This window comes from Hungatella effluvii, assembly GCF_003201875.1.
GTDB lineage: Bacteria > Bacillota > Clostridia > Lachnospirales > Lachnospiraceae > Hungatella > Hungatella effluvii.
In genome coordinates this window covers 174,797-198,717 of the sequence record NZ_QJKD01000007.1, presented here as the reverse complement: position 1 = coordinate 198,717, position 23,921 = coordinate 174,797, and the positions used below count along the sequence as shown (strand labels likewise).

Annotated in this window: 21 protein-coding genes; 3 read left to right on the top strand and 18 right to left on the bottom strand. The window is 48.0% G+C overall.

Features of this window, described 5'->3' with window-relative positions; genetic code table 11:
- Positions 1 to 219 precede the first annotated feature (219 nt).
- From DFR60_RS15060 to dpsA, 4 genes are all read right to left on the bottom strand, one after another.
- Positions 220 to 1,548, bottom strand: coding sequence for an ATP-binding protein (locus tag DFR60_RS15060; protein ID WP_110323622.1), 1,329 nt, complete (start codon positions 1,546 to 1,548; stop codon positions 220 to 222).
- Positions 1,545 to 2,252 (bottom strand): LytR/AlgR family response regulator transcription factor, encoded by a 708-nt coding sequence (locus tag DFR60_RS15055; RefSeq protein ID WP_002605565.1) that lies wholly within the window; start codon positions 2,250 to 2,252, stop codon positions 1,545 to 1,547. Before DFR60_RS15055 ends, DFR60_RS15060 begins: the two co-directional genes overlap by 4 nt.
- Before the next feature lie 152 nt (positions 2,253 to 2,404).
- The gene (locus tag DFR60_RS15050) at positions 2,405 to 2,983 is read right to left on the bottom strand and encodes a dipicolinate synthase subunit B (RefSeq protein ID WP_110323621.1); all 579 of its coding nucleotides are present in this window, start codon (positions 2,981 to 2,983) and stop codon (positions 2,405 to 2,407) included.
- A gap of 13 nt (positions 2,984 to 2,996) precedes the next feature.
- Positions 2,997 to 3,827 carry a dipicolinate synthase subunit DpsA gene (gene dpsA / locus DFR60_RS15045; RefSeq protein WP_110323620.1) on the bottom strand — a complete coding sequence of 277 codons (831 nt, stop codon included), beginning with the start codon at positions 3,825 to 3,827 and terminating at the stop codon, positions 2,997 to 2,999.
- 115 nt (positions 3,828 to 3,942) lie between these two features.
- On the opposite strand from dpsA, the gene dapA reads away from it, so the two are divergent.
- Complete coding sequence (gene dapA / locus DFR60_RS15040) at positions 3,943 to 4,821, top strand: 4-hydroxy-tetrahydrodipicolinate synthase (RefSeq protein ID WP_110323619.1); 879 nt, start codon at positions 3,943 to 3,945, stop codon at positions 4,819 to 4,821.
- A gap of 65 nt (positions 4,822 to 4,886) precedes the next feature.
- Here the strand turns inward: dapA and rbsK are convergent, their stop codons facing one another.
- The 14 genes from rbsK to DFR60_RS14970 all read right to left on the bottom strand — a co-directional run bounded on the left by rbsK (position 4,887) and on the right by DFR60_RS14970 (position 21,115).
- The gene (gene rbsK, locus DFR60_RS15035) at positions 4,887 to 5,813 is read right to left on the bottom strand and encodes a ribokinase (protein ID WP_110323618.1); all 927 of its coding nucleotides are present in this window, start codon (positions 5,811 to 5,813) and stop codon (positions 4,887 to 4,889) included.
- Positions 5,814 to 5,840: 27 nt separating this feature from the next.
- Complete coding sequence (gene deoC / locus DFR60_RS15030) at positions 5,841 to 6,482, bottom strand: deoxyribose-phosphate aldolase (protein WP_243005083.1); 642 nt, start codon at positions 6,480 to 6,482, stop codon at positions 5,841 to 5,843.
- A gap of 14 nt (positions 6,483 to 6,496) precedes the next feature.
- Positions 6,497 to 7,324 carry a carbohydrate ABC transporter permease gene (locus DFR60_RS15025; RefSeq protein WP_002605559.1) on the bottom strand — a complete coding sequence of 276 codons (828 nt, stop codon included), beginning with the start codon at positions 7,322 to 7,324 and terminating at the stop codon, positions 6,497 to 6,499.
- A 14-nt stretch (positions 7,325 to 7,338) separates the two neighbouring features.
- Positions 7,339 to 8,268, bottom strand: a complete 930-nt coding sequence (locus DFR60_RS15020; protein WP_110323616.1) for a carbohydrate ABC transporter permease — start codon at positions 8,266 to 8,268, stop codon at positions 7,339 to 7,341.
- Positions 8,237 to 9,301, bottom strand: a complete 1,065-nt coding sequence (locus tag DFR60_RS15015; protein WP_110323615.1) for an ABC transporter ATP-binding protein — start codon at positions 9,299 to 9,301, stop codon at positions 8,237 to 8,239. The genes DFR60_RS15020 and DFR60_RS15015 overlap by 32 nt, the downstream gene beginning before the upstream one ends.
- 24 nt (positions 9,302 to 9,325) lie before the next feature.
- Positions 9,326 to 10,723 (bottom strand): ABC transporter substrate-binding protein, encoded by a 1,398-nt coding sequence (locus tag DFR60_RS15010; RefSeq protein ID WP_110323614.1) that lies wholly within the window; start codon positions 10,721 to 10,723, stop codon positions 9,326 to 9,328.
- Positions 10,724 to 10,938: 215 nt separating this feature from the next.
- A complete protein-coding gene (locus DFR60_RS15005; protein WP_110323613.1) occupies positions 10,939 to 11,550 on the bottom strand; it encodes a hypothetical protein in 612 nt (203 codons plus the stop codon).
- Positions 11,551 to 11,641: 91 nt separating this feature from the next.
- Positions 11,642 to 12,649, bottom strand: a complete 1,008-nt coding sequence (locus tag DFR60_RS15000) for a LacI family DNA-binding transcriptional regulator (RefSeq protein WP_110323612.1) — start codon at positions 12,647 to 12,649, stop codon at positions 11,642 to 11,644.
- Between the two features lie 758 nt (positions 12,650 to 13,407).
- Positions 13,408 to 14,337 carry an FAD:protein FMN transferase gene (locus tag DFR60_RS14995; protein WP_110323611.1) on the bottom strand — a complete coding sequence of 310 codons (930 nt, stop codon included), beginning with the start codon at positions 14,335 to 14,337 and terminating at the stop codon, positions 13,408 to 13,410.
- Positions 14,338 to 14,345: 8 nt separating this feature from the next.
- A complete protein-coding gene (locus DFR60_RS14990) occupies positions 14,346 to 15,965 on the bottom strand; it encodes a helix-turn-helix domain-containing protein (RefSeq protein ID WP_167437606.1) in 1,620 nt (539 codons plus the stop codon).
- Positions 15,943 to 17,691 carry a sensor histidine kinase gene (locus DFR60_RS14985; protein ID WP_110323609.1) on the bottom strand — a complete coding sequence of 583 codons (1,749 nt, stop codon included), beginning with the start codon at positions 17,689 to 17,691 and terminating at the stop codon, positions 15,943 to 15,945. Before DFR60_RS14985 ends, DFR60_RS14990 begins: the two co-directional genes overlap by 23 nt.
- A gap of 43 nt (positions 17,692 to 17,734) precedes the next feature.
- Complete coding sequence (locus DFR60_RS14980; protein WP_110323608.1) at positions 17,735 to 18,631, bottom strand: carbohydrate ABC transporter permease; 897 nt, start codon at positions 18,629 to 18,631, stop codon at positions 17,735 to 17,737.
- Positions 18,632 to 18,646: 15 nt separating this feature from the next.
- Complete coding sequence (locus DFR60_RS14975; protein ID WP_207659536.1) at positions 18,647 to 19,576, bottom strand: ABC transporter permease; 930 nt, start codon at positions 19,574 to 19,576, stop codon at positions 18,647 to 18,649.
- Positions 19,577 to 19,585: 9 nt separating this feature from the next.
- A complete protein-coding gene (locus tag DFR60_RS14970) occupies positions 19,586 to 21,115 on the bottom strand; it encodes an ABC transporter substrate-binding protein (protein WP_110323607.1) in 1,530 nt (509 codons plus the stop codon).
- Between the two features lie 230 nt (positions 21,116 to 21,345).
- Here DFR60_RS14970 and DFR60_RS14965 point away from each other — a divergent pair, with 230 nt between their 5' ends.
- Both DFR60_RS14965 and DFR60_RS14960 read left to right on the top strand, forming a co-directional pair.
- Positions 21,346 to 22,929 (top strand): ferredoxin reductase domain-containing protein, encoded by a 1,584-nt coding sequence (locus tag DFR60_RS14965; RefSeq protein ID WP_110323606.1) that lies wholly within the window; start codon positions 21,346 to 21,348, stop codon positions 22,927 to 22,929.
- Between the two features lie 15 nt (positions 22,930 to 22,944).
- Positions 22,945 to 23,868, top strand: a complete 924-nt coding sequence (locus tag DFR60_RS14960) for a nitronate monooxygenase (RefSeq protein ID WP_110323605.1) — start codon at positions 22,945 to 22,947, stop codon at positions 23,866 to 23,868.
- Positions 23,869 to 23,921: the final 53 nt, after the last annotated feature.

The following is a 23,921-nucleotide window of genomic DNA, read 5'->3' as shown; positions in this document are numbered from 1 at the left end:
TTTTTTTCGGAGTGTAAGCATTTTTGTATAAGTGGTCGATTTTAGAACCCAAGTGGTTTTCAGAAATAAAGAGTCCAGCTCGCCGGACTCTCGCGCCGGAGCGCGGTCGCTTCAGCGGCCATATTTCCTTAGCGCGAAGTGCGCATCCCCCGGAGGGTTTTTGTTTCATAGGACGAACTTTCCTGTGAAACAAAAAAATCAGGACTGAGAGGAGATATACTACCTCCTCTCAGTCCTGTCCGCGGCTTTTTTGCCTGCAATCGGAATCAATATCTTCAGCGAAAAGATATTTTCCTCCGTGTCAATTTTCATGAAACCATTATATTTTTCTACCGTATAGCGGATACTCTTCAAGCCGAATCCGTGATACCCGTTCCGGGCCTTTGTGCTGACAGGCAGATCGCCGTCAAACTCCAGCCGCCTGCCGATCGGATTCATGATATTAATGATCAAAAACTGTTTGCGGACGTACACCAGCACGTCTATCATCCGCATCTCCTGATTCTCCAGCTGCTTTACGCTCTCAATCGCATTGTCAATGGCATTGCCAAACACGGTGTATAGATCCACCGGGTCAAAGATATCCATCTGGCGGCCATCCGCAATGCAGTTGATCTTGATGCTACTGGCCGTGCAGAACAGGCTCTTCTCCGTCAGAACCGTATCCAGCACCTCATTACCGGTCTTCACAATGGAGTCATAGATCTGCACGGAGTCTTCCACCTCACGCAGATATTTGTCCCGTTCCTCCGGACTGGTGATGGCGCGCATGGCGGCAATCTGATGCTTCAGATCATGGCATTTGCGGTTAATCAGGGTTATGGTCTCCTGGGAAAGCTCATACTGCTCCTTCTGCTGATGCCACAGCTGATTTAAGATGTCCAGCTCCTGTTTCATGGCGCTTTTCTTGAACAGCGTGTTCTGAAGGTAGAGAATCAGGACGCAGTAGCACTGAATCAGCAGGATGTTCCATACCCGCACATCGGGAAATGGAATGCCGCCTCCTGACCTCAAAAAACCAAACAGAATTTCAAAAACAATCAGCAAAAACAGCGCCGAGGACAGCTGCCGCGGCCCCACCTGGTAGACTCCGTTTTCCGGCATATATCTGACGATTGTGATGCCGGCCATTCCATAAATCACCGCGTAAATCACTGCCATGTAGCCGACAGCCGACAGCTGGCCTCCGATCTCCAGACTCCTCACAACAATAAACGCAGACTCATGAGCAATCTGCTGGCTGATGATCGCCCACGCCGCACAGTACACCGCCGCGCCCACAGGCATGGCCGCGCAGATATAAATAAACAGGCAGCCCAGCAGAAAAACGCCCGACATGGATACCACCTCCGGAACGGTCACCGCCGGAAATGCCGTCTTCCACCAGACTGCTGCTGCAGTCACAGCGCAGGTCCCCGCCGTCGCCAGCCCCAGTCTCAGCCGGAAATTCGGGCGGTGTTTCAGCGGAATCATATAAAGTACGCATGCTGCCCAGAGCGATACAGCCAGTTCCACATACGTCCATATCGTGATATTTATCTTTGTCATGTCCCCATCCCCATGTAATCCGTCAGCTCGGAAAGAAATGCCGTCTTATTCCTCCTGCTGATCTCCAGTTCATCTCCTGCTACGATGACTATATTTTTGCGTATCTCCGAGACGTACTGCAGATTCACCAGATACCAGTGGTTGCACCGCACAAAATGGCTCTCCTTCAGCGTCTCCTCCGCTCCCTGCAGCGTTCCTCTCACCACGAAGATACCGTCCTCCGTGTGGTAATGCAGCATGCGGTTCTGCACCTCCACGTAGTGAATCCGGTCCACCTTGAGCCGTTTGATCCCATCTGGAAGATTTAAAAGAATTTCCTCAGGCTGACGTTTTTTCACCCTTGAGACGGCGCGGTCGAGACGCACGGAGAAGGTGTAATAGTTAATCGGCTTCAGCACGTAATCCAGCGCTCCCACATCGTAACCGTTAATCGCATACTGGGCCATATTGGTAATAAAAACAAGCACCACATCCTGATCCTTTTTCCGTATCTCCCGTGCCGTCTCCATCCCATTCAGCTTCCCCATCTCAATATCCAGCAGGATAATGTCAAACCGCGGGCTGTAATTCTCCAGCAGCGCACTTCCGTCGCAGAAGGTCTCTGTCTGAATCTCCCGTTTCTTCTCTGCACTATACTGCCTGATGTATTCCTGAATCTGGTCAATATACACTTTTTCATCGTCCACTACAGCAATTTTCAGCATGCCCCGTTACCTCCTGACACATAACCCGCCTCTGTTTCATCCGTTCATTATAACATGTCCGATTTATTTTGCATAGAAAAAATGGCGGTGCAGCCGGAAAGGCCCTGAACCTTCCAACGTCCAGGACCTCCGGTACCGCCGAAAAAATCCTTTTATAAAATGACCGGCTGGATCTGTTTTCCTTCCAGCGCTTCTTCCAGGGTTCTGACAATCTGATCCGTCCTGGCAATCATGGAATTGGGTTTTTTAATCGCGTTATCCTGGCCGAATGGCACGAAATAAATGTTTTTAATATTAAAAAGCTGGCCGATATTTTTAAAATTAATTCCCAAAGCGTCGTTGGTGGAAATCGAGATAACCAGGGGCTTGGAGTTTCTCAAATGGGCTTTTGCAGCCATGAGGACAGGGGTGTCGGTTATGCCGTTGGCCAGCTTTGCCAGGGTGTTCCCTGTGCACGGTGCAATGAGAAGAATATCCAGGTAGCCCTGCGGACCAATCGGTTCGGCATCCTCCAGCTTCAGAATGGGGGGATTGCCGGTCAGGTCGGAAATGTGGCTGATAAACTCCGTGGTATCTCCAAAACGGGAATCGGTAGTCTGCACATTTGTGGAGATAATGGGGTAGATGGAGGCGCCTTCAGCCATCAGAGCGCTGACTGCCTCTTCCATCTTACTAAAGGTACAGAAAGACCCGGTGATTGCCAGGCCGATTTTTTTTCCTTCTAATTTCATATAAACTCCTTTACTATAAGCTTTTCATGACAGCCTTTAACAGAATTTCAGCCGCCGCCTTCGGCGCATAGGCGCCGGGGAGTCCGGGACATAGTCTGGCGTTTATTTCCCGGCTCTTACATGCGGTAAAATCCACGCCGCCAGGGGCAGAGGCAATATCAATGATGGTGACATCAGGCCTCATAAGGCGTATTTCGGCTTCATGGATGACTGGTGCGGGTATGGTATTAAAAATAAATTGATACTCGCCTATATCCTGTGAGATTTCGGACAGAGGCTTTGTCTTAAGCCCAAGCGCAGTCCCGAAGGCCAGCTGGACCGAATCTCTGTCGGCCACTGTAACATCCACAGACAATCCCTGTAATTTACAGGCAAGCGTTTTTCCGCAGCGGCCGAAGCCTGTGATGAGACACCGGCTTTGATGAAGGCAGTCCGGGCTCAGACGGATCGCTTCCGCAATCGCCCCTTCCGCTGTGGCTATGGTATTTTCTAAGGTTATTTCCTCTATCTCCAGAAAGTCAAAGTATGGGATTTTATGCTCTTTGGCGTGGTCTTTTACAAAGTCAGGTATATTTCCGCCGAACAGGGTATGGTCAGGCGTTAAGTGTCTTAATAGGTCCATGATCTTTAAGGAATCTTTTTGATCCGCGGAAAAGATGGTCTTGCCATCCTTTGTAAAGGGTACAGGACCCAGAAGGACGCTGCTGGCTTTTATGGCTGCTTCCAGAGAAAGGTTAAGCCTGCCTAAGTCGGCGGATGTAACGGTGGGAAATCCCTGTTGTTTTAACATGCGGCCCAGATAAATCTGTCTTAAATCGCCGCCCAGAATCAAATAATTATTCATGAACTTCACTCTCCATAGTGATTTTATATGAGGAAAAAAACTGGTTTGTGCAAGGAACAGACCGGGAGAGTTTGTCATATTTTACATTAAAGCATCGAATCAAAGGGAAGGTAAGATGATTTTTGAAGGATCTGCAGCAGCAGTTGTGACACCAATGGCTGAAAATGGCTCTATCGATTTTAAAGCAATGGGAAAATTATTGGAATTTCAACTGGAGAATGGAACTGACGCCATTGTAGTAAATGGGACTACCGGCGAATCCTCCACGCTTCAGGATGAAGAGAAATATAAGCTTATTGAATTTACCGTGAAGCGGGTTCATGGAAGGGTGCCTGTGATTGCAGGCGCAGGAAGCAACAACACCGCTCATGCAGTAGAATTGTCGAAAAAGGCTCAGGAGCTTGGCGCGGATGGGCTTTTAGAAGTGACGCCTTACTACAACAAGACATCGCAAAAGGGACTGATCGCCCATTTTACGGCCATAGCGGACAGCGTTTCAATTCCGGTCATCCTCTATCATGTGCCCAGCCGTACCGGCATGACCATGGAACCGGAGACCTGCAAAGTACTTTCACAGCATCCGAACATCCAGGCTGTCAAGGAGGCGGGAAGCAATATCTCCCACGTTGCCCGGATCGCCTCTCTGTGCGGGGATGACCTGGATATTTATTCGGGAAATGACGATCAGACGGTCCCTGTTCTTTCTCTGGGAGGAAAAGGCGTGATCTCTGTCCTGGCCAATATCATGCCGCGGGAAACCCACGAAATGTGCAGACTTTTCCTGAATGGGAAGGAAAAGGAGAGCTTAAAACTGCAGTTAGACCTGCTGGATTTGATGAACGCCCTTTTCCTGGACGTCAATCCGGTGCCTGTTAAGGCGGCCTTAAGCCTGATGGGAATGTGCGGGGAAAATTACAGGCTGCCTCTCATCAGAATGAGTGCCGCCGACAAGGCAAAGCTGACGGAAACCATGAAGAGGCATGCCCTGATTTAGAGAAATGCGAAAGGGGGTCCTGAAAGCCGTAATCGTACGGCCAGGACACCCCTTGATTTTTTCTTTTAGTGGTTCTCCAAAAATGCTTCTATCTCCCGCCTGTCCGGCATGGACGGCGCCGTCCCGATCTTCTGCACCGAGAGTGCCGCCGTCGCGCTGGCGAACACCACCGCGTCCTTCCAGTCTTTCCCTTCCGACACGGCCGCCAGAAGTCCCCCGCAAAATGCGTCTCCCGCGCCGGTAGTGTCCACGGCCTCTACGGAGAACGCCGGAACAAACTCCCTTTTTCCGGATGCCGATGATAAAAAGGCGCCGCGGTCTGCCATGGTAATGATTACCTCGCCGATTCCGCGTTCATGAAACCAGTCCGCGGCCCTCGCTGCGTCCGATTCCGAACAGACAGGAATCCCGGTGTAATACTCCGCCTCCACCTCGTTGGGCGTGATCACATCGATCCGTTCCCACAGCCCTTCCGGCAGGTCTGCCGCAGGAGCCGGGTTTAAGATCACTCTGGTCCCGCTCTCTGCCGCGTATTCCGCAACCCGCTCCACCGCATCCAGATTCGTCTCCAGCTGCATCAGCACATATTCACAGTCCTGGATCACTTCCTTTAAGGAATCCACTTCCTGCTCCGTTATAGAAAGCCCCGCTCCCGGTACCACCACAATCTCATTCTGACTGCTGTCTTCCCCCACCAGGATCAGCGCACAGCCTGTGTCCTCCCGGTCGGTCCGGAAGACCCGCCCGGTCTCCATGCCCAGTTTTTCCATTGTATTCAGTGCAATATCGGAAAATGAATCCGTACCCAGCTTGGTCGCCAGCGTGGCTTTTGCCCCCGCTTTAAAGGCGGCCACAGCCTGGTTAAAGCCCTTCCCCCCAGGGCCCATTTTAAATCCATTCCCCTTAACCGTTTCTCCCGGAACAGGAAGATGTGGCGCACGGGCCATGAGATCCACGACAAAGCTTCCAAAAACCAGTGTTTTTCTTTCCATATACAACCTCCTGATTTCCCGAACCAATCACTCCTCCAGCAGTATAACTCCGTTCCCTGCACCGATTCTGTCGGCTCCGGCTTCTATCATAGCCTTTGCCTGCTCACAGGTACGGATTCCACCGCTGGCCTTTACCTTTGCTGAATCTCCCACAGTTTCTCTCATCAGACGAACCGCCTCTTCCGTGGCGCCTCCGGTCGAAAATCCGGTTGAAGTTTTTACAAATCCCGCCCCTGCCTTCACAGAACGGCGGCAGGTTTCCACAATCTCCTCTCTGGTAAGCAGGCAGGTTTCCAGTATGACTTTCACCACCGCGCCGCCGCTGGCTGCCACGACTGCACGGATATCCGCCTCCACGCGGTCGTAATTTCCGTCTTTTACGGCGCCGATATTGATGACCATGTCAACCTCCTCCGCCCCGTCTTCCACGGCGGCCTGTGCCTCGTACGCCTTGGCACGGGTGCTCATGGCCCCCAGAGGAAAGCCCACGACACAGCATACCTTTACTCCGCTACCCTTCAGAAGTTCAGCCACCAGCGGAACTTGGCATGTATTGACGCATACTGATGCGAAATGGTATTGAACCGCTTCCCGGCAGTATCTTTTTACCTCTTCTTCTCTCGCGTCGGCGCGCAGTATGGTGTGATCAATCTTTTCTGCAATATTCATGTTGTTCTCCATTTCTATCCTTTGATTCCCCCCTGTGCCACCGCAGTAACAATGTATTTTCTCGCAAAGAAAAACAGTACCACCATGGGGATTACTACAATAAACGCTGCCGCCATCAGCCTCTCATAGCGGATTCCCGCGGACTGCACAAATGAAGTCAGTCCCACGGTCACGGTTCTCATCCTTGACTCATTCGTCACCAGCATGGGCCATAAGAATGAGTTCCAGCTGTCAATGCTGTTGAGAAGAATGATAGTGATGATCGCCGGCTTGGCGATTGGAACCATGATTCTCCAGAGAAATTTCCAATTGGATGCCCCATCCACCCGCGCCGCGTTGTAAAGCGAGCCCGGAATCTCCAGAAAGAAGTTTCTTAATATAAAGATATAGAGTATGTTGGCTGTATACGGTACGATCAGCGCTTTATACGTATCGATCTGATGGAGCTTCACGATGGTAACGTAATTGGTAATGGCAAGAAGCTCAAACGGAACCATCATAAATCCCAGGAACAGGGAAAAAATAATGTCTCTCCCGGGAAACTTAAGCCTCGAAAATGCAAAGGCAGTCAGTATGCTGACCGTGGTCGTCAGGATCACCGATGAAACCGTGACGAACAGCGAGTTTATAATATACCTTGCGAACTCACCGGAACTCAGCACATACTTGAAATTATCCAGCAAAAATGACGGCGGCCACCAGATCGGAGGCATCTGCGTCACCTGCTCCGGCGTTTTAAACGCAGTAATGATCATCCAGTAAAACGGCAGAACCATCATCACCGCGCCGGCCGACAGGATTACGTAGGAAATGATCTTTACAGCCAGATGTCTATTTTTCATCTCAATTCTCCTTTTTACCTGCTGACCCATTTTTTCTGAATCGTCATCTGCAGCATGGTCATGATAAACACGATCAAAAACAATACCAGTGCGGCCGCGCAGGCGATGGAAACGTTCATCTTATGATAAAAGTTCTCATATATGTAGAACACCACAGTATAAAGGGAGTATCCCGGCCCCGGTTTTCCATTGAACAGCGCAAATACTTCATTAAACACTTTCGAGGTATTGATAATATTGATAATCAGGACCAGCGCGATCGTGGGCGATAAGAGCGGAAGCGTTATACGGAACAGAATCTTTGCCGGTTTCGCTCCATCCACTTTTGCCGCTGTATAATACTGTTCACCGATGGTCTGGAGACCGGACAGGAACAGGATTATAGTAAATGGCAGCTTCGTCCAGATCCCATAGATAATCAGGGCCGCCAGCGCCATTTTGGGATTTTCCATCCATTTGACCGGCTCGATCCCGATCACTCCAAGCACGTAATTGATAATGCCGTAATCGTAGTGATACATCCATTTCCACACGATTCCGACGGCAATGGTCGCCGTGACCATCGGCAGAAAATATACGAACTGGAAGAACGAGCTTCCTTTCAGCTTCTGGTTTAAGAGAATGGCCACCGTCAGTGCAATGACTGTAGATAGCGGTACGACAAATGCCACATAAAGGAATGTATTTTTCAGTGACAGCAAAAACTCCTTATCCGAGAAAAGCGCTGCGAAATTCCCCATTCCCATGCCGGTGTAGGTGTTGGCCAGATAATCATAGTTTTCCAGAAATGCATTCAGAAAGACCGTGATAATCGGAAAGACCATGAACACACTCACTACAAGAATAAATGGGAGCAGATAGATGAAGGGTTCCGTAAATGTCCTGACCGTGATTTTTTCATCACTTTTTACCTTAACCGATCTTTTCCTCTGTCTCAGAATCATAGATGTGAACCCCCTTCTTTTTCAAACGAACCGATATCTTCCCTCCAATTTCATAGGTCTGTCCGCTTTCCAGCGTACTTCTGAATTCTTTTCCCCCAATTTCCAGAAGATACAGGGTTTCCTTGCCATTTAAAAATACGTTTCTTACTGTTGCAGGCGTCTCATAGACTCCCTCCGCCGCTGCCTCAAACGCCTCGCTCCGGATTCCCAGCTTTACCCTTCTTCCAGTTTCGATGCCTTTCAGCCCCACAATGAGAAATCCCAGAGTGTCTCCCTGCAATATTACGCGGTCTCCATCGACTACGCCCTCGTACAGATTAATCGGCGGATTGCCCAGGAAATCCGCCACAAACGGATTGCACGGTTCATCGTACAGCTCCTGAGGCAGCCCGTACTGCTGGATCCGCCCCTTTTTCAGGAGCAGAATATGATCTGAAATGCTGAGCGCTTCCTCCTGGTCATGGGTCACGAAAATGGTGGTGATTCCCGTCTCCAGCTGAAGCCGCCGGATCTCCTCCCGCATTTCCAGGCGGAGCCTGGCGTCTAAGTTGGACAGCGGCTCGTCCAGAAGCAGAATCTCCGGTTCCTTTGCCAGGGCTCTTGCTATGGCCACACGCTGCTGCTGTCCTCCCGAAAGCTGGGATGGCTTTCGGTTAAAGTAATCTTCAATCCGAAGCAGTTTGGCAAACTCCGCCGCCCGCTCCAGCCGTTCTTTTTTTGAAACCTTTTTGATTTCCAGCGGAAATGCGATATTCTCTCCTACCGTCATATGGGGATATAACGCGTAATTCTGAAATACCAGGCCGATATTTCTCTTATCCGGAGACAGAGATGTCACATCCCTGTCCCCGAAATAAATCGATCCCGAAGTAGGCGGCAGAATTCCCGATATTAAATTAAGCAGGGTACTCTTTCCGCATCCGCTTGGCCCCAAAAGCGTGGTCAGTTTCCCATCGCAAAATTCCAAAGATAAATCGTCAAGGGCTACCGTTTCCCCAAATCTTTTTCTGATATTCTGTAATTTAATCTCCATGGCTCACCTTTTCATCTGATTGGACTATTTGCGGATTGCTGCTTCTGCCGACTTTTTAGCCTCTGCAAGTGCCGTATCCATGTCGCTTATATCCAGCATAATCTCTTCCAACGCCTTATCCAGACTCGTGCGAAGCTCATACCATCCCGCTATAGTCGGCATATATCCGTAGGAATCTCTCTGCTCGTAGACCGCAGCCGCCACCGGATTTACTTTTAAGAAATCCTGGTATACGCTCTCGTTCATGGCCGCAGTAGATGCCGGAAGGGCGCCGAATACCGTTCCGCACTCCGCATTGACTTCCGGGCTCAGTAAGTATTTTAAGAACATCCAGCTGGCCAGTTCCTCTTCCGGATTGGTCTTCGCGATGGCGAATACCGGCTCGGAAAGGCTGACAAACTTCTTGGGGCCTTCCTGAGGAAGCGGCGCCGCTCCCAGTTCAAACTTGTCTCCGACCGCGGTGGCAAGATATCCGTAGTTTCCGGATAATGCAACGTAGCATCCGACATCGCCGTTGGCAAATGGATTGGTAAAGTGTTTGTCGTCTCCTACCAGACGGGCAACCTTCTTATCGATCAAATCTTTGTACCAGGTAATCTTCTCTCTGGCAGTCTCAGAATCGAAGCCAATGGTTTTATTATCCAGATCAATCACTTCTCCGCCGGCCTGAGTCAGAACCTCCATGTAACCGTCCACCATAATCTGGAATCCGAAGCCAGGCTTGCCGATCTTGTCGCTGACAGCCGTCGCCACGGCCTCCACCTCGGACCAGGTCTTCGGGGGTTCTATGCCAAGTTCTTCAAACATGGTCTTATTATAGAAAAAGACATTGCCGCCCAGGAACAGAGGCATGGCGTAGCGCTTATTGCCCCACGGCACATACATCTGATTCAGCCCTGAGTTGATATCTTCATCAAAGTTCTCATACCCCACCGTCGAATCATAAATATAATCGTCCATATTCACCAGCGCTCCCTCATTGATATAGCTGGTCATATTGGCTGCCGCAGAGTGAACCATGCTGGGCAGATCGTCGGCTTTTGCCGCCGCCATAACCTTTGCTTCGTACTGGTCGGCGGGCTGATATTGAAGCTTAACCGTAATATCAGGATTTTTTGCGTGGAATTCGTCCGCTACCTTCTGAAACCACACCTCATACTGATCAGAATACTGATGCCATATGGTTATCTCCACCGGCCCCGTAATCTCCGTTGCGATGGCTGCGTCCGTCTCTGCTTCCGTCGCCGCCGTCTCATTCGTACCCTCGTTCTCCCCCTCGTTCTTTGCCTGGCTTTCTTCTGTCTTTGCCTCTTCTGCCTTTGTCTCCTCTGCCTTCTCCGGCGCAGCCACCTTCTGTGGTACACAACCCCCGAGCAGTACCGCCGTAAGTCCCAATGCTGCAATGCGTCTTAGTTTACTCATTCTGTAACCTCCCTGTTCTTCTTCGAGTGCTCCCGGAAACTCCTTGTGCTCAGCTTTGTGAGATGATTTTTTGTCAGATGTGCACAAATTTACGAGGCGTACACGGCGTGTACGTTGAATAAATTTGTGTGCATATGGCGGAAAATCAGCCACAAAGATGAGTGCAAGGGAGTTTCCGAGAGTGCTCTCCTCTTTTGTTTTACCGGTTCCCCTGTTTACTCCTCACCCAGTTCGATGTTCTCCCTGGTATACTGTTTTAAGATCTCCTTCAGTTCCGGATCGTACTGATCCATAAATGGCGTAACATCTGTGAAATGTTCCAGGAAATCCAGATACGTTCTGCCGCCCTCTCTTCCCTTTTTCGTATGCCAGTCATAGATATCATACTCTGTCGGAAGCTTTGCGTACTCCCCCCGCTTGTACTCCTCGATTACGATCGTCTTAATCGTATCGCTGGAGCGCTCTTTCCGGCATTTGCACAGATAACGAATCGCCTGGAACAGGAACAGCGCCCTGCTGCCGCTTAAAGAGTACGGAAACTCCTCTCTCATGTTCTTCAATGTCTGGATCAGGATAGGAGCGGTCGGCTCCCCGAATCCGATGTCTTCCACACTGATGACGGATAGACGTCTCCAGAGATAGTTCTCCAGTTCCATACTGGTAACATACATCTCGTATCCGCACCGGATCGCGGTGTCCTCGTCCGCATGGCGGATGCTTTTCTGCAGTGCGGAAATCACCTCATCTGCGTGCAGTCCGTTCCTCGTCATAACATTTTCAAATGGATCGTACTGTGGTTTGTAGCTGTAGCTGTTGTCATGTTTCATTGCTGCTTTCCCCCTTTAAGTGATGTAAATATATATTTAATAATTGTTCACGGCCCACGGATTGCCTCCGTTGTCCATGCACAATTACCGTTTATTTCTCAGCAAGCTTCATATTGGTCGGAAGAAGGATCTCACGGCTTCTTTTGTTCTTTCCGCCGTTATGAATCCGTTCCCACAGCAGTTCAAACGCCAGCTCCCCCATCTCCCTCATGGGCCGTTCGATGGTGGACAGCTGAAGTCCAAAATCCGGGAATGTACCGATATCATCAAATCCAAAGAGACAGACATCCCTGCCGATCCGGTATCCTGCTTCGTTTAAGTATTTCACACATCCGATCAGCTCCGAACTGGAAAATGCCACAACTGCGGTGGGACTGTTCTCCATCTCCATCAGGCGCTTACAGGCATCATATCCGCTCTCAATGCTCAATTCTCCCTCGATCACCCAGTCCGGACAGACCTCCAGCCCATGCTTCTTCATGCATTCCAGGAAACCGTCCTGCCTTCTCGCGCCCACTCTGGAAAAATCAGGGCTGGTGACGGCCGCAATCTGCGTATGTCCTGCCTGGATCAGCTGTTCTGTAGCTTTATAAATAGCTCCCTTATTATCAATAAATACCGCGTCGAAATCCCCGCCCTCCGTATCACGATCGATGAGGACCACGGGAATTCCGGCCCGTTCCACTGCTTCCAGCATCTTTCTGGTGGCGGAGGTCTGATAGAGACTCGGGGTAATCAGAATACCCTTTACACTCTGAGCCTTCAGCTGCTTTAAGATTTCCCCCTGCTTCTTCTCATCGTCGTCTGTTTTATAAAATAGAACCGTTATATTCTCCTCATCCGCCTTTCGGGTCACACCGTCGTATACCTTCACGAAGAATGGATTAACCCGCTCCGGCATCACCAGGCCGATCATATCAGAGGCCTGGGTGATCAGGCTTCTGGCCGCCGCATTCGGACAGTAATTCGATTCCTGAATAATTTCCTCGATATTTTTTTTGTTCTTTTCACTCACGTAGCCGGATCCGTTAATCACTCTCGACACCGTAGCCACGGATACACCTGCTTTTTCAGCAATATCCTTAATCGTAAGACTCATTTTGCACTCCATTTCTCCTGCGGCCGCACGATGCGGCCATGATGCAGTAATATGTAACCGTTTACACATATCGTCAAAAAAAATTATGGTTATTTGAAAATATGTGAGTTATATGATCCTTTATAATCAGTGGGTTTTTGTTAAAGGCTAGTAATTGTATAGTATTATGATGTGTAATCGTTTACACATTTGTATCTTACCATCATTTATACAGATTGTAAAGTGTTTTGGGAGAAATAATGGACATTTCATACAAAAAGTCATTAACTCAAGTCTTATTAACCGTTCAATCCAATCAGCTTTTAATCAAAGCGATCAAAAAGCAGCCCGTCTCACGGTCTGCATGTAGTCTCTTGTAAAATAACCTAAAGTACGATTTAAACTACATGAAAGTATTTAAAAATAATTCTTGCATGTAAATGTGAGAAATGCTATAGTATAGATATAAAGAGGAGCACCCGCCCACAAGGTGGGTTGACTTGTATATCAGAATAGAAATTCCACCCTGCTACTGGCTACTGGCCAAGTTTTGGGGTGGTTTTTCTATGTTAAGCTAGCGACAAATCAAATAAATGAATGTCAACAGCCCCTCTATACTTTGAACCCGCTCACTGCGAATTTGCTGTTCAATATTATAGAAGCTACCCTTTAGCTCTTTCCGCCCTTCTCTTCCTCCTCATCACCAAGGCTGCATAAAATTTGAGTCATCTCTTCCAGTACAGCGTTGAAATTATACCCTATACAGGATCACTTTACAATCATCTTTTGTACTTGCAGGCTAGGTAATCCGTCTGAATTCCTGTCCGTTTATACAGCTTCCCGATAACGTCTTTCCCCTTCTCCTCTCCCAGCACATACAACGCCGTCGAAATAATATCCGCATAAATGGCACGGTCACACAGCACGGTCACACTCGACAGTCCTGATTCCACCGTTTTTCCGTTAGATGGGTCGATCAGATGGCTATAGATGTGCCCCGCCCGTTTAAAATGATGTTCATACCAGGAAGAAGTGGAAACAGCCTGATCTTTTGCATACACCTGCGCCATTATTTTTCCCGGATCATCCGGGTGGCGGATACCAATATTCCAGGCCCCGTTTCCCGGTTTTTCCACACCATGTGTCTCATTTTCTTCAATATTACTTCCCATCACATATAAGTTTCCGCCAAAGTCGAGACACGCACTGCGCACCTTTTTTTCTTTTAAATAATCTACAATCAAATCAATGGCGAATCCCTTTCCTGATGCTCCCGGATCTATAATGATCCCTCCAATATCAATCACTGCGGTACACTGCTCCGGGAGCAGTCGGATATGTTGGTATCCGGTCCTTTTCATAAGGGCAGCAAGTTCCGCTTCTGTAGGAATCACGTTTTTTCCCGAACCGATTCCCCATTTTCTGACCAGAGCTCCGACGGTGGGATCAAAAGCCCCTTCGCAGAGCTCCGCCATATTTAAATTGATATTCAAGAAATAGAAAAGCATTTCTGAGACGCCATACGGCACGCCAGGACAATAATTCCGACACATCGCCGACAGCTCAGACTCGTCATCATACATATTCAGAGTCTGCTCCACCCGCATGGCGATGTCACGGCACGCCGACAGCACTTCCGGTCCGTCCGGTCGTTCCTCTATCCGAACCATGCAGTACGTCTCATAAGCATAGAAATTCACTTCCCGCATTTTCGCTTTTATCTCCTATCCCTCCCGTCAGCACTTTGACAGTTCTTCCTGTATTCATTGGGTGACATACCAGTCTTCTCTTTAAACACCTTAGTAAAATAAGCAAAATTATCGTAGCCTGCCTGCGATGATATAACACTTACCGGCGTTCTGGTCGTAGAGAGCAGTTCTTTTGCCAGATCAATCCGTTTTTGTATCAGATAACTGCTGATGGACAGCCCCATCTCCTTTTTAAACAGGCGGGACAAATAATCTGGATTTAAAAATACCAGACGGCTCAAATCATCCCGCGATAAGTTTTCCTGAAAATGGTGGTCCATATAGTCCCTGATCGTATCTACAATCGTATGGGGGCGCTCTACTACATCTTTATATTCCATTGCCTTGGACAGAAGGTACTCCAGATACTGCATCATATTATGGGAGGAGAGTGCTGCTCTTCCGTAGATCTTATTGTTTTCCTCATTGTCAAACAGCATATGGGCGTATATATTCATAGATCCCAGCCAGGAATACACCATCTGGGTAAGATCCAGTCCCAGCTGCTGCAAATTTCTGGAACTGAGCTTCTGCTGACCGGCCAGAATATCCAGGTAACGCTCCACCGCTTCCTTCAATTCTCCTGTCTGTCCATATTTCATCATATCCCACCAGTTTTTAAGGTCCGGTACCTCATACATCATGCTGACGGGCTCGTATTCCTGAAGGTACAGAACCTTCTTTTTATTTCGCGGCGATTCATACATCATGGTATAGATACAGCTCACATCTTCATAAACAAGATTTGCAGTACTCCACATACCCACTCCGCAGAGCACATTCAGCTCCGCCCTTCCCATTCCCTCCATAAAGAAAGCCATAAAGCGTTCTACGTCGCGCCTTAATACATCCGGATCCGAATTCATCCTGGCTCTCAGCATAAGAAAATACATATGATCTGATATTTTTGCATGAAATTCATATGCCTCCACGCCATCATCTGTATTATCTTCCAGACAATTCGTACACAAAGCATCTACCGCATCCGCCAGCCCTGCATATGATTCCGCCACGTCACGGACCATCTGTATTACAATTGGAAGAAACACCTTTCCACGAATGTAATCGAGGCCGCATTCCTCTATTTTACAGTTTAACTCCTCCTCGTCTGATAAAGCGTTCCCTGCCAGCACACCAGTCCAGAAATACTCCACAACATTCTGACGGTTCTGCTCCCAGTACCGGCTGCTCTCTTTAAACGCCTCATTCTGCCTGCTCTTTAAGGACCGCTCTACCGCCAGGACTACTGCCTTTTCCAGCTGTCCATAGTCTACGGGTTTTAGTATATATTCCAGGCTCTCAAGCTTAATCGCCCTCTGTGCATATTCAAATTTGGCATAGCTGGTGAGAAAGATCGCCTGAATTGGAAATCCCTCCTCCCGAATCCATTCCAACAGGTCAAGCCCCGTCTCCTGAGGCATCTCAATGTCACAGATCATGACATCGATCGGATTGGAAGACAGCACCTTCTTAGCCGCAGGAACCCCCAGCGCTTGGAAAGCCTGGTCGATATGCAGCCGCTCCCAGTCTAAATTACGTTCGATCCCCTCAATTACATGAAGATCATCATCCACAATCAGCAGATTCATCCGGCTCATCCCCCTTTTCTAAAGCCGCTTTTACGGTATATGGAATATGAATATCGACAACAGCGCCCTTTACCGGTCCGTTATAGAAACTGATACTGGCCCGGTCACCATAAGTATAGTACAGACGTTTAATCGTATTCGATATGCCGATATGCCCTGTTTCCTCCTCCATATATTTCTTCTGATCCGCCAGCTGCTCCAGTATCTGTGCCGAGAATCCCGGTCCGCTGTCTGTAATACAGATATTTGTATAGGGAAACCCGTTCATTTCCTCCGAAAATACGGTAACTGTAATCTGTAAAACGGAATCTAAGTCAACCGCATACTTTATGCAATTCTCTACAAATGTCTGGATCACCAGCGGCGGTATTCTGGCCTCCCTCGTCTCATCCTCCTGCTCCAGATAGTAATCAAACGCGTGCTCAAATCTCAGCTTCTGAATCTCTAAATAATGGCCGATATGCTCCAGTTCTTCCCAGATACACACAAAATCCCGGCCATTATTAAATAAATACCTCATATATTCGGCTGTCATGACCGACATCCTACTGGCCTGGGTGTATTTGCCCAAATCGATTGTATTGTAGATAAAGTTTAGACAGTTCAAATAAAAATGCGGTTCAATCTGAAGCTTTAAGTACTCCATATACATCAGCTGTTTCTTTATTTCCCCTTCGTACACCTCCTCCTGCAGCATGCTGATCTTCTGCAGCAATTGCCGGAATTCTGCATTGGCCTGCTCCAGTTCCGACAGCTCACTGCTGCTTATCTCCTCCAGCCCTGTCTTGCCCCGGCTTAACCGCTCCAGATTATTAGAAAACTTTTTGATAGGTTTTAACACTTTATTATACAAAAAATAAATACTGCACAGTGTAATGAAAAGCATGGCCAGTGCCAGAAAGACGAGCCCCATCTGCATCAGAAATGTCTTTTGAAACAGACCGTAATCATGAACAGTCAAACGCACAGAAAACGGCAGATTGCTGAACCGCCGTTCGATCGTGATCGTATCCGGCTCCATGGTACGCTCCCCTGCAATGCACCGGTTATTCTGGTCAAAGAGCAACGCTGTGGTTTTTCCGTCCTTTACCGCATTTTCCAGCGGCGCGATAAGGTCATCCGGCCGGATCCAGCATCCAACATAGACTTCCCGGATGCTGTAAAATTTTATAATATAATTGCAGCCGCCGCTTCCCTCGACAAACTGCCAGTACTGGCTCCCGGAGTTGGGGACCAGCGTCTCTCCCTCCAGTCTATGTGTGATATCATCCCGGTACTGCTCCCAGACATCCTGTCCCAGTTTATCATTCGCATTGGCACCGACATACTGTTTTCCCTCCGGAAAAAAGGCAAAAAACTGATATTCGCTTCCATACTCCATGGAATACATGCGAAAGACGTCCCGCAGTTTTCCAATAAAGTAATTCCGAAAGGCGATGTTATCAGTTGTCTTAATACTGTTGATATAGGAATCCAGCTCAATCTCCGTCTCGCCTTCCCCCAGGATTAGCATGCTCATACGCCGGTTGATGTTTGTAACTGTATTCTCAATTTTATCAATATAGAAGTCCACAAATGTCTCGGCATAGCTCACAATCTGCTTTTTAAAGTAATAAGTGCTGGCTACGCTGATTCCGATATAAAGGGCAGAAAGAGGCACGAGAATCATCATCAGCCGCCTTAAACGGCTGGATATTGAATTCCCGGTCCTCTTTTCTGTCCTCATACAAAGTCCTCCCCCCTGATGCAGCGCATCATCTGCTAACAGCTTAACCTTTGACAGCTCCCATCGCAATCCCCTTGGAAAAGTATTTCTGTAAAAATGGAAACAACACCAAAATCGGAATCATAGCCACAAATGCAATTGCCATCCGGACAGAAACTGTTGGAAGTTTAGCCAGAATATCTGAATTTGAGCCAACCTGGCTGGAGTTCAGGTACTGGATATCTGTCACCACTTTATTTAGGAAGTTCTGAATACTATAGAGTTTCTCTCCATCATAACCAGTCAGGTAGTAAAGGCCGTTGGTCCAGTCATTCCAATAGCTGAGGCCCGAAAACAAAGCCATGGTTACCGCTATTGGTTTTCCCAGCGGCAAAATAATACTGCCAAATATCTTAAACTGGCTCGCCCCGTCAATTTCCGACGCCTCAAACAATTCCGCGGGAATACTGGTACTGTAATACGTTCTCATCAAAAGTACATTCATCGTGTGCATCAAAAGGTTGGGAACAATCAGGGCAAAAATAGTATTTTTCACGTTAAAAGCTGAGGTATACATCAAATATGTCGGCACCAGTCCGCCGTTAAACAGCAGCGTGAATACCACATAAAAGGTAAAAATCCGTTTCCCCGGCAGATCCTTTAGGGAAAGAGGATATGCCAGCATGGCCGAAATCATCACATTGATACTTGTACCGACCACAGTGACAAACAAGGTAACCGCATACGCCCTGAATATCTTTTTCCCCTTCATAACAATGTATTCATAGGCATACAGACTGAATTTCTCTGGAAAAAAGGAATATCCGTTCAGCACCAATGTATTCTCTTCCGTTACGGAGGAGAGAAACACGAGTACAAAGGGAAGTACCGCCATAACGGTCACGAGAATCATGACGGTATGGGAAATCAGATTAAATATTTTCTGGTCTTTTGATCTCATATCTTCCCCTCCCCTCTAAAATAATGCGCTGTCCCGATCAATTTTTCTGACGATAAAGTTACAGATTAAAATCAGCGTAAACCCAACCAGCGACTGGTAGAAGCCCGCGGCTGATGCCATGCCGATATTTCCAAGTTGAAGCATGCTCCTGTATACATACGTGTCAATTGTATTCGTCACGTCAAACAAGGCACCCGAATTCATCGGAATCTGGTAAAACAGGCCAAAATCGGAATAAAAAATTCTTCCGATGTTCAACAGGACCAGAGTAATAATCGTGGTCTTCATACATGGCAGTGTTATGTATTTTATCTGCTGCCATTTTGTCGCCCCGTCTAACTGTGCAGCTTCGTAATACCCCGGCGAGATTCCAGCCAGTCCAGCAATAAATACCAGACAGTTATATCCCACTCCCTTCCAGGCATTTACCAGAATTAGGATAAACGGCCAGTACTTTGGCTCCATGTACCAGGAAACAGGAGATTTCCCCATCGGTTTTAATATACTGTTGTTAATCATTCCCTTGTCCGGGCTTAACAGTGCGTAGACGATATAACCGATGATAACAACGGACATCAGGTAAGGAAGCAGCACCGCTGACTGATAGATCTTCTTGCAATACTTATTTTTCATATCGTTAATAAATATCGCAAAAGTCAGGCTCAAGCCGGTATTAATTGCAATGAAAGCTACATTGTACAGCAGTGTGTTTCGTGTAATAATAAAGGCATCCGGTGTCTTGAATAAATATGTAAAATTTGAAAGCCCCGCCCATGGGCTGTTCATGATACCCACACGGAAATCCACCTTTTTAAAGGCAATTACCAGCCCGAAAATGGGGATATAATTATTGATAAACAGATAGATCAGCCCTGGTGACATCATAACAAATATTGGAATCCATTTTTTCCACCGGAACTTTCTTTTTCTCACTTTTTCATCCATGGTATTTTCCTATTGAGCCGCAAGCCACTCGTCAAACTGCTTCTGTTTCTCCTCGATCAGCTTGTCCAGCCCCGCCTGCTTTAAGGCTTCTTCGTACTGAGGAAGATATTCAGCCGGATCCACAGCGCCGGTTTCCAGGGAAATACGGTATTTCTCCTGCACATTTTTCAGTGCCGTAAGCTCTGTCTCCACAGGCTCTGTGTTATATGCAAAGCCAAATCCCTTCGATTTCTTCCCCTCTTTATTAAACTTTAACATTTGCTCAAATACATCCGGATCCCATACGCCTTCCCAGCTGCTGGCCATAAACTGATTGGGAAGAGCCCAGGACAGCTGCGCATGATACGTTGCATTATTGGAGTCCACACCTTCCGGCCAGCTGACCACATTCTGTTCTTTGTCGACGTATACCCAATCTTTCCCTTCTTCACCCCAGTTTAACAGCTGTGCAACCTCTTCACTTCCATATAAGTAATCCAGAAGCTGCATGGCTTTATCCGGGTTCTGGGAATTAGTGGCGATTCCGTAATCCGCGTTGCTGGTAGCTCCCGATAACGCTCTGTGCTCCCCTAAAAACGCATAAGCCATATCTACGCCGCCAAACTGTTTGGGAGACATGGGATGCCAGACCATGATTGCGGAAAATGTACTGCCCGCCTTAAATGCAGATTCGAACTGGACCGTAGTAGTTGCCGCATCCTGATTGATGTATCCGGCCTGGTACCATTTATGGAACAGTTCACACTTCTCCTTATAGGCCTCGCTCTGGGTAACCGGTATAATTGTAGTGGTATCCTGCCCGCTGTTATCCAGAACGGCGATTCCGTCAATCAGAGGATCAATCACGCTGAGCTGGCGTGAAATCGGCGGCTGGTCCGCACAGATGTGAACTGGTGTCATAGTCGGCTCCTTCTCCTTAATCATAGCCAGAACCGGCTCCAGATCCTCAAGCGATTTGATGCTCTCTACATCAATGTCATATTTTTCTACTATGTCTTTTCTCATTCCGATTGCCGGAATATTACCCACCTCATTTAAATTAGGGACGCCAAACACAAAACCACCTATATTGGCAGACTTCGCCTCATCCCCCCAGTATTTCTTAATATTGGTTCCATATTTATCAATAAGATCACTCAAATCTATAATCTGGCCATTATTCATGAAACCAATTGCCGAGGAGGCATCCAGGTAAACGAGGTCCAGAGGTTCCCCGCTGGTCAGCATCAGCTGCCTCTGCTGATTTATGCTGCCATATGGCGCTACCAAAAGATTCAGCTTCATATTCAGATCTCTGACCAGAATTTCATTTACCTTCTCCATAATTCTCGGAAGGTCCTCCTGCTGCTCCCCCTGAGTCAGCATGGTAACCACATATGGTTCTTCCTTTTCCTCTCCCTTCGTCTGCTCGGTTGTTGCCTCGCCTGCTGCCGGCTGGCTCTCTGCCTGTTTCCCACCGCCGCATCCGGAAAGCAGGCTCACGGTCATCATACTGCTAAGTGTAAAGCTGGCGATTCTCTTCAGGGTTCTTTTTTTCATATTGTTTCCCCTTCCTTTCTTTCGTTGTATATTCAGTATAAACAGGTGGAAGGCCACTATTCTATAACTTTTTTGACTTGATTTTCTACTTTTATGACATTATAACATAATATCGCCCTATATGTCAGAATACTTATAATTCAAGTCAGTTCAGTTATAGAATTTCAATTTTTTCTGGATTATGCTCAATACAAATGAGAAATACTCAAGAAAAAAAGGAGGATTTTTTAATGAAACAACGGGAAAAAACAGTATCTATTTTAGATCGCCTCTCCTGGAGCGTACAGCCGCCAAAAGGATTAATCAAGGGCTGCTACTATAGGGAAGAAGCCAGATTCTCTTCCTGCTTTAACGGCGATCTCGGACACTTAGGCGTCCTCGAAGTGGTGGCAGATGACGGACGCATCGTCATGGTAGAATTCAATGAGCAGTGCAGCCCCACTTACTATATGAGGCATTTTCAAAATGTGGACAAGCGCCTGTCTGACTACGGCTTCTTCCAGGCTTCCAAAGAGCGTACCGCAGTCACGGGAGTCGTTCTGGTCAATGGAATCACAAGTGTGGAAAAACAGATGGTAGCCGCAAACCGTCTGACCGGAGACTTTGATCTGGTGGCCGGCGCCTCCAACAGCATTAAGCGTTCCATGCTGCCTCTCGCTGAAAAGATAGCTGCCCGCATGTCGGATCCCAGCCCTGCCAGGTATTACGGTCTGGCGAAAGAACTGGAGCCAGGTGTAACCGGAAGACTTCAGATTGTGGTTGAAGCAGGTAAAATTGTGCGGCTCTTTTATGATGAGATATTTGCAGACACACAGGAAGAGATTTCAGATCCAGAACTAAAGCAGTATTACAGGCAGTCAAAATATCATTGTCCCGACTATATTTCTACCAGCGGCGCAGGATTTAACAACTTATCCGATCTTATAACCATGAGCGTTTTAAAGCATCAGAATCTGCTCGGTTTCATTGACCTCCCCTATACAGAGGAAGACAACAGGGCTCCCGAATGGGACCGGTACTTATCCCTGGCCCGTCCGCTTCAGGAGGAAATGGAAAAAGATGGCGTATGGAAGCCGGCTGATTACATACCCGTACTCGATTCCACGGTTTTATCCGTGCAGGTGATGACGGCCGATGACGGCCGCCCGCTTCACTTACTGGAACTGGAATACCCGGATTTTACTTATGAACCTGGGCAGTTTGTTATGATCCAGAATCAGGGGGACGGTTTTCACTGGTCTTATCCATACATGATCTACGAAGCAACTGACCGGGGTCTAAAGGTGATCGCTGCAAAGAACTCTTCACTCTTTTCTCTCTCTACCGGCGCTGAGACCGCTATATGGGGAGCCAACGGAATTGGCTGTGCTCCCGGCACAAACGCTGTATTTGTGGCAGAACCCGCTACAATTCATTTACTGGCTCCGCTCATCCACGCCTGCGCCACACCAACTTTGTTCCTGATTGGTTCCCAAAGCGCGGTTCCCAAAGAACTGCTTCCTTCCGTTGCACACTTCGTATCCGACGGAGCCCAGGCGCTGAAACATCTGATGGACGGATCCGATCCCATATATATGGCTCTCAACGTACCGGTGCTCGAATCCATTATGAACTGCGCCGCTGATTCTTTAAAGGAGCGTACAATGGTATTTGCCAGTACCCGGATCGGGTGCGGGATCGGCGCCTGTAAGTCCTGCTACTTACACAGCCCGGATATCCAGATGGGCATCCCTGTATGCTGCAACGGACCGTATCTGCCATTTAACATGATCGATATTGATAAAGATCGGAAATGTTTTCAGACTTTTAAATAGGAGGGACCACAGACTATGAACTTAAACGTAACAATCCCGTCTTCCATAGGAGATATCCGCTTAAAAAATCCACTTATGCCCGCTGCGGCTACGCTGGGAAATTTAATCGAACATGCAAGGTACCTTGATTTGAATGAACTGGGTGCCATGATGCCAAACTCCATGTTCATAGACAGCGGATCACCAACCATGGCAAAAAAAATATGTAAGACCAATAATGGATTTATCAGTGCTCTCTCTAAAAACAACATGAGCATTTTTGAATTTGAAAAAGAGATACTGCCGCATCTTCCCTGCGAGACCACACCGCTTATTATTGACATGAAAGCCGTCGATAAATATCAGATGGAAGAACTGGCCGCCTCTATCGAACAGATGGACCGGATTATGGGCATTGAAATCAATTTGAACTGCCCCTACGGACCCGGAACTCCCTACTGGAAGAATCCGGATGAATTAAAAGATCTTGTAGCCCGTGTCCGTGCGGCAGCCCCGCGCAAATGGCTGATCGCCAAGGTTCCAGGCGGAGACATTCCCGTAGAGGAAATATCGGTGGCCTGTCAGGAGGGAGGCGCCGATGCCATAACCAGCTACAGCAGCCTAAACGGTTCCTGTATTGATATCCAGACCGGAACATATCGCTGCGGCGGAGGCGGCTCCGGCGGATTCTCCGGCCCGGCCTTTAAACCGGTGGGAATCCTGATGTGCCGCAAAGCGGCTGCCGCCGTAGACATTCCCATTATCGGAATCGGCGGTATTTCATGTGCAGAGGATGTGATCGAATACATCATGGCAGGGGCCTATGCAGTACAGGTTGGATCTGCCAATCTTTCCAGGCCAGACTTTATGCACCGCCTGTTGAAGGATTTAGAAGTGCTGGCCGGACAAATGGGAATCTCGTCCTTCGAAGAGATTCGTGGTACAGCCAGAATCGAATAATCGTACAGTAAAAGAGGGGAATAAAAAGTCATAAACTGAATGAGTCAGACTTT